This is a genomic window from Microcystis sp. LE19-195.1E, assembly GCF_027532095.1.
Taxonomy (GTDB): domain Bacteria; phylum Cyanobacteriota; class Cyanobacteriia; order Cyanobacteriales; family Microcystaceae; genus Microcystis; species Microcystis aeruginosa.
The window spans coordinates 1-11134 of the sequence record NZ_JAPZSZ010000249.1 but is presented as its reverse complement, the minus strand read 5'-3'; the positions used below and the strand labels follow the sequence as shown (position 1 = coordinate 11134).

The following is an 11134-nucleotide window of genomic DNA, read 5'->3' as shown; positions in this document are numbered from 1 at the left end:
AAGCCACTCTTAATCGTGTCTTGGAACGAAATAGAGGCTTTTAAAGACTGCGTACATGGAGAATTAAAACAAGAATTACCCTCGAAAAGCCTATTTTTCCACTAAGTATTTATGCTCATTGCAAAGGTGAGATGCTCCCGTCGTTATCTTGATGAGAAAGGCTGTGGTAAAGTAAAAACCAAGAAAAAAAGCCGGTATTTATTCTTGAAAATCACTGACTAAAATAACGCAGTCCCTTTACCAATCTTTCTACTGCCGTTAAAGCTGTTTCTGGAGATAAAGCACCGTAGGCAAGACGCAAATAACAGCCTTCTGTTATACCAAAAGTTGAACCGGGTAACACCGCCACCCGCTGCTGCTCAATTAAAGTTTTAACTAACTGAAAATCATTCTTGTCTGTAGAAATTTTCAGGAAGAAATAAAAAGCCCCTTCCGCAGTGGCAACATCACAAATATCCCTAACCGATTCTAGAGCATTCAGGCAAATTTCTCTAACTTGACTGATAGTTTTCAACTGTTCTAAAGGATAGCTTTTACCCACCTGCAACGCCCCTAGGGCCGCGTATTGCGAAACCACCGGCGGACAGATTAAAATAGTATCCTGAATCTTATTAATCGCCTCAGATAAATGTTCTGGTACTACCATATAACCAATGCGCCAACTGGCAAAACCGTAGGCTTTTGAGAGACTAAATAAGGAAATAGTCCAGGATTCACTACCAACAATTGCCGCCGGAGAAAAGTGGCGAGCATGGTTATAGGTAAAATACTCATAAGCCTCATCGTGAATGTGATAGATGCCCTTTTTTTGACAGATTCGATTGACTTCTCTCAGGGTATTTTCTGGATAAACTACTCCTGTGGGATTATTAGGAGAAATCGTCACCACTGCCTTAGTTTTTTCCGTGATTGCCTCTTCAATGGCGGCTGGACGCAATTGATAATTTTTGTCTGTGGCGACCAAAATAACTTGACAATTAGCCATTTTTATGGCCATTTCATGATTGAAATAAAAGGGAGTGTTGAGAATAATTTCATCTCCCGGGGAAGTAATGGCTAAAATGGCATTCATAAAAGCCATATTACTGCCCGCCGTCACAAAAATTGCCTGTTTATCGCTGATTTTTACCCGATTATCTTCGGCTAGTTTTTGCCGAATTACTGCTAATAAGGGGGGAATTCCCGCCACAGATTGATATTGATGATTTTTGGGATTAGCTAAAAATAAAGATAGAGATTCGATCGCCTCCCGGGGTGGTTCATAGGAAACAACCCCTTGACCTAGGGAAATAGTGCCGGGGTTCGCTTTAATTAATTGACCGACCACGGGAATAATCGGTGTTTGTACCCCGTCCATGCGGGAGAGAAGGTCTTTCATTAAAGTAATCAATGGAGCCGAGCAGAGTCGAACTGCTGTCCAAATTAGGTATTGACTGTCCGTTCATTCACAGGTTTAGTTTCGATTACCCTCGAAACGGGGACTGTCACTTATCCCGGACAGTGGGATGCTCTAGTTAAAGCTTAGACGGTTAACTAACTAGAGAAAGTTAAACGTGGCATCCGTTGGGGGTTTATCCATAGTCCTTAACGGAGTCAAACTATGAATGCTCGAGTCGATTAGAGACTATTAGGCAGCTACAGGAGCGGCTTTACGAGCGAAAGGAACGATGTTGTTCGCATTTACTTTTTGTTTGAGCCTTTGATTTACGAGAGGAGACTCACTCTCGACCTGTATCACGGGGGAGCTTTCGCTAACCTGTCGAAACCGTTACGGCCCCTTGTGCTTACATTCTGATTATAGCATATTTTTTGATTAAGCTAATTTCGGCTCAATTGAGGATTTTTCCCTTCCCAGGCGTTAGAGCCTGGCTAGATCGGTAAAAAAGGTTTTTATCGTTGATTTTTGGGAAAGTTATCCTATATTTGCGATCCAGCTGCCATAGTTGATGCCGAAGTTGCCTCAACTCTGAACATTTTCTGAAGATGCCCTGGCGTGGACGAGAGTGTAATTAATCCGTAAAGCTTCTACACGGGCGAAATGTTGAATATTACCCGTAACCAGTTCTAGATTAGATTGAATCGCCGTGGATGCGATCTGTAAATCGGCATGGGCGAGAATATTTCCCTGTTGTTCTAGTTGCGCTTGAATTTCTGCGTAAATTTTCGCTGTCAAGCGATCGAATGGCAGGATCGTCAATTCGGGGATAATTCTCGTTTCGATTTTTTCCAGAAAATCATTGCGCTTGGGGGAACGGAACGCACCTTTATATAGTTCGGCGATCGTGATACTGCTAGTATATTGATTTTCTCGATCTAGCGATCGTAACCATTGCAGATAGTCCAGTAGCGGGTGCTTGCGTAACATCTCTGAAATAGCATCGGTATCAAAGAGATAAGCCATCAGGTTCTCTCGTCCAAGATATTATGCAGTTCTTCGGCTAATTCTTCGGAATCTTCCCAATTTTCGCTTAAATTCGCTAACCCTCCCCTCTGACGAGCGCTTCTCAGTCGTTGCAATTGTCGGATATCTTCGTAACTCACTAGGGCAGCCACGGGTTTGCCGTAGCGGGTGATGACAACGTAGCCCTCTTGGAGAGCAAGATCGATCGATTCGGAAAGACGCGCTTTCACTTCGGCTGTCGAGAGGATTTTTGTCATTGATCTTAAGTTGGACATCTTGACCATAATAATTCTAGTATATCGATTTCCACTCATACCAGAGTCGATTCAAGGTTGATGCGCGATCGGCGGCGTTGTCAAGTTTGAAGATGGTCGCGTATCGGAGCAGCATTGAAAACGCTTTGAGAGCAGGGCTTTCCTTGTGTCGCCATTCATTCTTCATTTCTGTCTGATCTTCTCACTTGCCCTCCCGACCACCGACTCCTAACCCCACCAACAAACTTATTCAGCAAGTCCTAATTATTGATTGCCTCGGTTTGAATGGCCACCTATCAACAATCTATCTCCATACCACAATTTAGCCATTTTGTCAAAAAAAATTTGACTTTGCAACAAAACTACACAAAAATTAGATCAACGTTGTTCGGGAAAAAAGGGAGAATTGGCAGAACTGTTTGGTTTTGCCCAAGGGAAAAGTCTAGATTTAGCAAGGGTTTTAAGACAACCCAGATCATTAAAACCCTAAAAATTACAATGAAGCCCACCATAGCATAATGCAAAATTATACCAGAATCGCTGGAAGTATTGTAACCTCGTAAATAAATAAAAATTATTCTCAATAAATTCTTAAGTAAAAATAAATATTACCGATTGTAAATTTAAATATTTTTAAGTATTAAGGGTATTTATATATAAAATACTTATCATTTTGCCCTGATTGCCTCTGACTGGAAAGAGGGTGTGGGGTGTGGGGTGTGGGGTGTGGGGAAAGAAACCTCTTTCATCTGTCGGGGTGAAAATTTTTTCATCGGGACTGACTTGAAAGAGGCGGTCGGCAGGGGGCAGGGGTCAGGGGGCAGGAGGGAAAAGTACCACTTTGGGGAGTCAGTCGTCGATACCAAACTAGGCTAAACTCTATGGGAGAAACCCGATGACTAACTTGATTATTTCGCAAAAATATGGCTAAAAAGCTCGATTTTGTTATTCCCGCCGTCGGTGGAGTCACAGGAGCCAATTTATCTGCTTGTCTGGGAAATATTGGCTTAGTCGGCGGATTTGGCGGTATAAGCGTCGGTTTAGTGGGAATGACGGGGATTGGCCTCCTGACAAGTTCGGCAATTTATGCCAGTCTGCAAGGACTAGAAACAAACGATCACAATGTCGGGTTAGCTTTGGGAATAGGAAGCCTTGGCGGAATCGGTATCTACTCTACCTTTGGGGGTGTGGGAGTGGCGGTTAAAGGTACAGCTTTCGGTGTTGGTGTCGGTTCTATGGCAATCGCTGGCGGCCTAGTCGGGTTAGGAATCTACGGACTGATGAAAATGTTATCTCCCACCTACTCCGACAATAATTTTTATAGCAATCTAGAATTTTTTGATCGCATTACTAGAGAGTACGAAGAAGCTTTATTTTGGCAAGAAGTTACGGGAAAATATAAAAATCTAGAGGCAGAATTACAGCAACTGTTAGAAGAAGTATCTGTTCAGGAAAATCAACAGTTAGATTCTACAGAAATTACTATGCCAGAGCGTTTATCTTGGCAGTGTTTCCAAACTCTTAAAGGTCATCAGGAAAATATTGGGGCGATCGATGTTAGTCCTGATGGTAAAATTATCGCTAGTGCGGGAGAAGATCAAACGATAAAACTTTGGCAGCGAGAAACGGGTAAATTAATTTATTCCTTTGTGGGAGTTAATGAACCGCTCCAAACTCTGGCGATAAGTCCTAACGGTAAATCGATCATTGCTGGTGGATTGGATGGCAGAATTAGTCAGTGGCAATTAGACACTAAGCAGTATAAAAGTAGTTTTTTCGCTCGTGTAAATGCTCCCGATAGTCACGATGGTGTCATTTTACAATTAGCTTTTGCTGCCAATGAAAGATTTATTGTTAGTGCTAGTAATGACAAAACTCTGCGAATCTGGGGTTATCATACAGGAGAATTAAAGCGAACTTTAATCGGTCATGAGGACGCAGTTAATACCTGTGCTATTAGTCCCGATAGCCAAATTATTGCTAGTGGTAGTGATGATAAAACTATTAAATTATGGCGATTTGATCATAGTTATGCTTATCAAACTTTTATCGGTGACAGGGCATCCGTTAACAGTTTAGCTTTTAGTAATGATGGTCAATATCTAATTAGTGGTGGTAGTGATAAAACGATTAAAATCTGGGATATAAAGACAGGAGAAATTATTAAAAGTTGGCAGGCACACGAGCAGGCAATTATCAGTATTGCTATTAATCCTCATCGCCATCTAATTGCTAGTGCTTCCCGAACAGAAATTAAAATTTGGCAAGGACAAACAGGAGAATTAATTAAAGTTTTACGGGGAACTGCTCCCTTAAAATTTAGTCCTGACGGTCAATTTTTAATTACAGGTAGTTATGGAGGTAAGGTAAAAATATGGTCGGAAATCTTAGGAGAATTAGAAATAGTACCCCCAGATTCCGAGGATTGGTGGGAAGTTTTAGAAGTTTCTAAGAATGCCAGTTTTCCAGAGGTTAAACAAAGATATTATCAGCTTGCTCGTCAGTATCACCCCGATCACAATTCCTCTGCCATAGCGATTAAAATTATGCAAAAAATTAATCGAGCTTACGAGCGGTTTTTATTTTCCATCTCGCAACAGTAAAAGTGTCAGCGTAGGGTCAAGTATTTAACTATCTTTCGATTCTCCCTTAATCCCCCCTTATCAAGGGGGGATTAAGGGGGGTGTCTGATAATTTTTAACGCCTACCTACTTACCTCACCCTTAAGATAACTGCTATAATTATTCGATTTAAGAGCCAAAAGTAAAACCAGAAATATAGAGAGCTTAGTAACAAGCTCTCTATAAAGTTGCGGTCTTTTACCACTTATCTTCCAGACTAGGATCTGTTAGCAGTATTCAAGCTACCAACTTGAATATTCAGATTAATTTTTTGTCCTTCCCGGCTAATTTCTACGGGTAAATTATCGCCGATTTGAGTGTTATCAACAATTTCCTGAACCGCATCGGGATCGGTGACATTCTTACCACCTACAGACTTTAACACATCACCCGATCGCAATCCCGCTGCTGCGGCAGGAGAATCTCTCATCACCCGCACTAACAAGACACCAGAATCATCGGGGATAGTCCAATTATCAGCCATGGGACTATCGGCTAATTGTTCTTTTACCTCCGGGGTTAACTGTACCATTTGAACACCGAGATAGGGATGTTCCACCTTACCCGTAGCGATTAATTGTTCGGCGATTCTTTGGGCAGTCTTAATCGGAATAGCAAAACCTAAACCCTGGGCATTCTGAATGATAGCAGTGTTAACTCCGATGACTTCTCCCCGAGCATTTAACAAAGGTCCGCCGGAATTTCCGGGGTTAATTGCCGCATCAGTTTGTAGGAAATCCACCCGTTTATCACTAGCACCAATTTGGGAGCCATTGCGTTCCTTGGCACTAATAATCCCCGTGGTGACAGTGTTATCTAATCCCAAAGGATTACCGATAGCGATCGCCCATTCTCCCACCTGTAAACTATCAGAATTACCTAATTTAACCGTGGGTAAATTGCTCGTTTCTACCTGTACCACTGCCACATCAGTTAAAGGATCACTACCTAAAACTTTACCATCGATAGTGCGACCATCTTTGAGGGTAACAGTCACCTTATCTGCTCCCTCGACAACGTGAGCATTGGTGATAATTTTACCGTCATTACTGATAATAAACCCCGAACCTGTACCTCTTTGAACTTGTTTTTCTCCTCGCTCGGGTATTTGAGAACCAAAGAAGCGACGGAAAACAGGATCGTTAGCAAATTCCGAAAAATCACCGCCTCCATTGACTTCCCTAGAAGCATTAATTCTTACCACCGCCGGCCCCACTTCTTGCACCACAGAAGCGACAAAATTGGTAGGAATAACTAGGGTTGAGGGAGCGGCTGCAGCCGGTGTGGAGGGGCGAGGATTATTGGCAGCGGGGGCAATATTTTGGGCTAATTCTAGAGGATTTTGGCTGTAGGCGTAGGTGGCCCCGATGCCTAACCCGGCACCCAAAACCAGTAAGGAGGAATAGGCAAAAAGTTTTTTCATTGCAGAAGATTTGGAGCGTTTGGGAGTACCTTCGTTGATCGGGGAGATATTATCGTTAAAAATATTGCGAGTCATAGTTTTTATTGTTTAACCATTCTGAGAAGGGAATAAAAGTCAGTCCTAATAATCGTGGGTGTGAGAGGAGTGTTTCGGAAAACGGCTTGGGACTGACTATCTCTAATTTAGGCGGGGGATATGAACTTACTGTGACGCAGACATGAAGTTTTGATTGCAAGGTCATTATCCTAGTGGATAGACAGATAGAAAGATAGAGGGTGGTGATTCGGTAGTAGTGATGGCGGCTTAATCCTTTGCTTTGCTGTGCATTGTAGTCATGGATAAAATACCAAAGGGCTCCCCAACGTGATTCTCCATTTTGTTAGAGAAAGATAGACTCTCTCTCACCAGCCGAGAAATCCTTTGTCGAAAGGTATTATTTAATCTTTCAATAGGATTAGTTTGACCAGTTTCTTTTCCGACTGGTCGATGACGTTTACTGGGAATTACTGTCTTATAGGACTCCCAAAAGTCTGTGTAAGTAACAGCACATTGTCGGTAAACACCGGGTAAACTGGCCCCAAAGTTTTTTGGCTGATTGACGACTCCTATCTCCGCGCATAGCAACCAATAATACTAAATCCGTTGAGCATAATGCTACTTATAAGGACAGGCAAAAGGGGGGGATAAATAATCAGTTTTTAATAACCCTATTTAGTATAATACCCGTCCTAATGATGCTTTAAAACTGCCTCAATTTTAACAATTATTACCAGAAAAAAATTCTTGTTTAGTGATTCCTCATGATCTAAAATGTACGGCTATTATGATCAATCAACTAGCAGAAAGAAGAAATTTTCTCAAGTAATGGCAGAGATGGTTAATTACCCTTGCCCCCAAGGCGGGGGTGGGAGAGGGGGAGTAGGATGCCTGCCACGAATAAAGAAAATGGTAGAACCTGAGATGCCGCGATACGGAAAGACTTCACCCCCAAACCTTCTCACTCCCCTATACCTTTTAAATAGGGATAAAAAGCTAAATAGAACAGACAAAAAGCCTGTTCTATCCATGAGGAGAAAAAAACTTAAACGGTCATGATATCTTTTTCTTTTGTCGTTAATAAATCCTCGATTTTGGCGATAAATTTATCGGTGGATTTCTGCACTTGATCCTGTAAATCCCTGGATTCATCCTCAGAAATTTCGTGACCTTTTTCCCGTTTACGGATAGCATCGATCGCATCCCGGCGAATATTGCGGATAGCCACCTTTCCTTCTTCGGCCAATTTCGCCGCTAATTTGACCAATTCCTTGCGGCGATCGCTAGTGAGGGGAGGGATATTCAAACGAATGGTCTGACCGTCATTACTGGGGGTTAAACCCACGTCCGAGAGAGAAATCGCCTTTTCGATCGCCCCCATACTGGTACGATCGAAGGGTTGAATCGCGATCGTGGTTGCGTCGGGAGTGCTAATGGTCGCTAGGGACTTGAGGGGAGTTTCCATGCCATAATACTCCACCACGATCCGATCTAAAAGAGAAGCATTTGCCCGGCCGGTACGAATCGTATTAAAAGCTCTCTGGGTTGATTCGACGGTTTTCTGCATCTGGTCTTGAACTTCAGCTAACTTCACAGAATCCTCCTACCAATGTTCCAACGGGTTCACCTTTGACAGCGCGAACAATATTACCTGCTACCGACAGATCGAAAACGACTATCGGGATATTATTTTCCTTGCACAGAGCGATCGCAGTTCCGTCCATCACCCGCAGATCATGAGTCAGCACATGACCGTAGGTGAGACTTTGAAAGCGTCGCGCGTTAGGGTTATGGGAGGGATCGGAATCATAAACTCCATCCACTTTCGTCGCTTTAAACACCACTTCCGCGTCGATTTCGGCAGCGCGCAGGGCCGCCGTGGTATCGGTGGTAAAGAAAGGATTACCCGATCCCGCACCGAAAACCACCACCCGACCTTTTTCCAGATGACGGATTGCTCGCCGGCGGATGTAGGGTTCAGCTAATTCCTGCATGGCAATCGCCGTTAATACCCTAGTCGGTACTTGCGCTCGTTCTAGGGCATCCTGCAAGGTCATAGCGTTCATGACTGTTGCTATCATACCAATATAATCGGCCGTGGCCCGATCCATGCCGGCCGAGGCGGCTTTCACCCCGCGAAAAATATTGCCCCCACCGACCACGATCGCCAATTGGATGCCTTGAGCAACCACTTCGGAGATTTCCTGGGCGATAGCGGAAACCACCATCGGGTCGATCCCATAGCCGAGATTGCCCATCAAGGCCTCCCCACTCAGTTTTAATAATACCCGCTTGTACGCCATGCCCTTACTACCACTCGCTAAAACAAGATCTAGATAATTTTTGTCTCCCCATAAGATAGCAGGTTTTGGCCTTGATTTAAGCTGACCAGTTAACTCTCCCAGAGGGACGAGAAGTTAAACTTAATAAATCTTTTCGTTGGGAAATTGGTATTTAGTGATACCTTTGTTATTAAGGGAAGCTTAAGTCCCTAGGCAAAATTAATTACACATATCTCACTAGCTCTTGTCTTTTGCCTTTTGCATGACTGCCTATCCTAACCAAGAAATTAATTTTGCACGACTACTTAGTTTTATAGAGAATTAATAACCGTGGTCAGCGATCGATTACTATTGGTCAACAAAAGCAATCAAGGGGCCGCTAACATCGATACCTTTGATTGGGTGTATGGGTTTCAGGATGGAACTCGTCTGATGGGAAGGGTTTGCGGTTACTTAGATCCCGATAGTAATCGTCTTCTCGATCCCGAAAACTGCAGCGCTATCTACCAGAATGCCCAGGGACAAGTCCTTAGTCGTTGGCAAGCTGGAGATTTTATCGCTTTTGAACTAACCACCACCGGGGAAGCTCTCCTGATCGTGGCTTCTAATGATAATTGTGTCAGTAATAGTCTCTGTTTGGTTTCGGGCATTAGTCGCAGCTGCGCCCAAGTTAGCGATGAAGGAAAATCCCTCGTCCGGGAGGTTTTTCAATACCCTGCTTGGTCTTTCCAGGGCGATAATAGCACTTCTAAGCCGGCTTTCAGTTGGAATTGTTCCGTATCTCCCTTTTTCCCCTTTGTTTCCCTGCGTTTTAATCTTCAGTCCACCAGCAGCAAAAAATTCTATCGTTGGACGGTTTCCCCCTATTTTCCCTTTTGTCCCCTCTTAGAAGTGGGAGAATCCCTTGCCTAATTAGGGTTTGCGGCAAAAAGTTTTTCGGTGGGGGCAGGGTGTAGGGTGTAGGGTGTAGGGTGTAGGGTTTTAGAGATTTTGAGGGGGTCAATTACCTAATTTTCAGGGAAAAAGTCCCGGAATTTTCCACCCGATCACTCCGGGATACGGTACTTTTTGGTTTCCAAAAAGTCTAAAAGTCTTACCCAACAAGGTTTTTAGATTTATTCAGCAAGCCCTAATTAGCCTTCTCTATTCTTTTGCAAATAATCGACTAATGCCCATAATCCTAGGCGATAACTTTCGGCCCCAAAACCGCTAATCTGTCCGATGGCTATATCGGCAATGTAGGAATGATGACGAAAAGACTCGCGTTTGTAAATATTGCTTAAGTGTACTTCCACACAGGCCATTTTTGTGCCTAATAGTGCGTCGCGGATGGCGATACTGGTGTGAGTATAAGCTCCCGCATTAATCAAAATACCGTCATGCTGACCCCATGCTTGCTGAATCCAGTCCACTAATTGCCCTTCCTGATTGGACTGGTGTGCGGTTAAATTCACCCCTAAACGGGTAGCTTCTTCGTTTAAAAACCGGTTAATCGCCTCTAAATTGACGTTACCGTAGAGATTCGGCTCTCTTTTCCCCAATAGGTTTAAATTCGGCCCGTGCAGAACCAGAATGCTTAGTTTATTCACAAATGTCCTCCCTATGACCACGAGAATTAATCTTATCTCGATCAGGGACTATTGCCGATCAACAACATTTTTGCCGCTACGGTAATCACCGCACCAATAGTAGCACTGAGCGCACCGACGATGATCGGCAGAATGAGACCTCGGAATCCCTGGAGGTCAGAAATAGCTTTAATCATCGGAAATTTTGGGTCTGAAACCCCGTCGTTCTACGACGGCTTTACTGTTAAATATTAGCGCATTTACACGATATATGCTAAAACGTGAGGTATGGAAAAAGCCTACTCGTTCCGATTTTACCCCACACCCGAACAAGAGTCGCTATTGCGGCGCACTTTGGGCTGTGTAAGATTAGTTTACAATAAGGCTCTCCATCTCAGAACACAAGCATGGTACGAAAGACAAGAAAGAGTAGGATATACTGAAACTTCTTCAATGTTGACCGATTGGAAAAAGCAAGAAGAATTAGACTTTCTCAATGAAGTAAGCTGTGTACCCTTACAACAAGGGTTAAGACACCTACAAACAGCT

General features: G+C 43.4%; 11 protein-coding genes, 1 other RNA gene and 1 pseudogene. 3 read left to right on the top strand and 10 right to left on the bottom strand.

What is annotated here, in order from left to right; translation table 11 throughout:
• Nucleotides 1-211: 211 nt before the first annotated feature.
• The 4 genes from O9300_RS13850 to O9300_RS13835 all read right to left on the bottom strand — a co-directional run bounded on the left by O9300_RS13850 (nucleotide 212) and on the right by O9300_RS13835 (nucleotide 2658).
• On the bottom strand, nucleotides 212-1378 hold the full coding sequence (locus O9300_RS13850; RefSeq protein ID WP_287731835.1) for a pyridoxal phosphate-dependent aminotransferase: 1167 nt from the start codon (nucleotides 1376-1378) through the stop codon (nucleotides 212-214).
• A 9-nt stretch (nucleotides 1379-1387) separates the two neighbouring features.
• Nucleotides 1388-1778, bottom strand: a transfer-messenger RNA (tmRNA) gene (gene ssrA, locus O9300_RS13845).
• 182 nt (nucleotides 1779-1960) lie between these two features.
• Nucleotides 1961-2401, bottom strand: a complete 441-nt coding sequence (locus O9300_RS13840; RefSeq protein ID WP_287972227.1) for a type II toxin-antitoxin system VapC family toxin — start codon at nucleotides 2399-2401, stop codon at nucleotides 1961-1963.
• Nucleotides 2401-2658 carry a type II toxin-antitoxin system Phd/YefM family antitoxin gene (locus tag O9300_RS13835; RefSeq protein WP_052277805.1) on the bottom strand — a complete coding sequence of 86 codons (258 nt, stop codon included), beginning with the start codon at nucleotides 2656-2658 and terminating at the stop codon, nucleotides 2401-2403. The genes O9300_RS13840 and O9300_RS13835 overlap by 1 nt, the downstream gene beginning before the upstream one ends.
• A gap of 920 nt (nucleotides 2659-3578) precedes the next feature.
• Here O9300_RS13835 and O9300_RS13830 point away from each other — a divergent pair.
• A complete protein-coding gene (locus O9300_RS13830) occupies nucleotides 3579-5258 on the top strand; it encodes a WD40 domain-containing protein (protein ID WP_287972225.1) in 1680 nt (559 codons plus the stop codon).
• 235 nt (nucleotides 5259-5493) lie between these two features.
• Here the strand turns inward: O9300_RS13830 and O9300_RS13825 are convergent, their stop codons facing one another.
• The 4 genes and pseudogenes from O9300_RS13825 to pyrH form a co-directional block, all read right to left on the bottom strand.
• Entirely contained in the window at nucleotides 5494-6774 is a 1281-nt protein-coding gene (locus O9300_RS13825) for an HhoA/HhoB/HtrA family serine endopeptidase (RefSeq protein ID WP_287972224.1), read from the bottom strand.
• Between the two features lie 247 nt (nucleotides 6775-7021).
• Nucleotides 7022-7312: pseudogene (locus tag O9300_RS13820) on the bottom strand (IS1 family transposase); the annotation flags it as partial.
• Nucleotides 7313-7780: 468 nt separating this feature from the next.
• Nucleotides 7781-8302: a ribosome recycling factor gene (frr, locus tag O9300_RS13815; RefSeq protein ID WP_228021067.1), complete on the bottom strand. Its 522-nt coding sequence runs from the start codon at nucleotides 8300-8302 to the stop codon at nucleotides 7781-7783.
• A 13-nt stretch (nucleotides 8303-8315) separates the two neighbouring features.
• The gene (gene pyrH / locus O9300_RS13810; RefSeq protein WP_287658056.1) at nucleotides 8316-9038 is read right to left on the bottom strand and encodes a UMP kinase; all 723 of its coding nucleotides are present in this window, start codon (nucleotides 9036-9038) and stop codon (nucleotides 8316-8318) included.
• A 309-nt stretch (nucleotides 9039-9347) separates the two neighbouring features.
• Between pyrH and O9300_RS13805 the strand changes: the two genes are divergently transcribed.
• Nucleotides 9348-9929: an FHA domain-containing protein gene (locus tag O9300_RS13805; RefSeq protein WP_287972222.1), complete on the top strand. Its 582-nt coding sequence runs from the start codon at nucleotides 9348-9350 to the stop codon at nucleotides 9927-9929.
• A gap of 221 nt (nucleotides 9930-10150) precedes the next feature.
• Here O9300_RS13805 and aroQ read toward each other — a convergent pair whose 3' ends face one another.
• Together aroQ and O9300_RS13795 are read right to left on the bottom strand one after the other, a co-directional pair.
• The gene (aroQ, locus tag O9300_RS13800) at nucleotides 10151-10606 is read right to left on the bottom strand and encodes a type II 3-dehydroquinate dehydratase (RefSeq protein ID WP_002797921.1); all 456 of its coding nucleotides are present in this window, start codon (nucleotides 10604-10606) and stop codon (nucleotides 10151-10153) included.
• 41 nt (nucleotides 10607-10647) lie between these two features.
• Nucleotides 10648-10782: a hypothetical protein gene (locus tag O9300_RS13795; protein ID WP_002762237.1), complete on the bottom strand. Its 135-nt coding sequence runs from the start codon at nucleotides 10780-10782 to the stop codon at nucleotides 10648-10650.
• Nucleotides 10783-10873: 91 nt separating this feature from the next.
• Here O9300_RS13795 and O9300_RS13790 point away from each other — a divergent pair.
• The coding region (locus O9300_RS13790; RefSeq protein ID WP_287972220.1) for a helix-turn-helix domain-containing protein at nucleotides 10874-11134 on the top strand (261 nt) is incomplete at its 3' end.

Coding starts and splice junctions, on each gene's coding strand:
- O9300_RS13850 (WP_287731835.1), bottom strand. CDS start 1,378: ATGAAAGACCTTCTCTCCCGCATGGACGGGGTACAAACACCGATTATT.
- O9300_RS13840 (WP_287972227.1), bottom strand. CDS start 2,401: ATGGCTTATCTCTTTGATACCGATGCTATTTCAGAGATGTTACGCAAG.
- O9300_RS13835 (WP_052277805.1), bottom strand. CDS start 2,658: ATGACAAAAATCCTCTCGACAGCCGAAGTGAAAGCGCGTCTTTCCGAA.
- O9300_RS13830 (WP_287972225.1), top strand. CDS start 3,579: ATGGCTAAAAAGCTCGATTTTGTTATTCCCGCCGTCGGTGGAGTCACA.
- O9300_RS13825 (WP_287972224.1), bottom strand. CDS start 6,774: ATGACTCGCAATATTTTTAACGATAATATCTCCCCGATCAACGAAGGT.
- frr (WP_228021067.1), bottom strand. CDS start 8,302: ATGCAGAAAACCGTCGAATCAACCCAGAGAGCTTTTAATACGATTCGT.
- pyrH (WP_287658056.1), bottom strand. CDS start 9,038: ATGGCGTACAAGCGGGTATTATTAAAACTGAGTGGGGAGGCCTTGATG.
- O9300_RS13795 (WP_002762237.1), bottom strand. CDS start 10,782: ATGATTAAAGCTATTTCTGACCTCCAGGGATTCCGAGGTCTCATTCTG.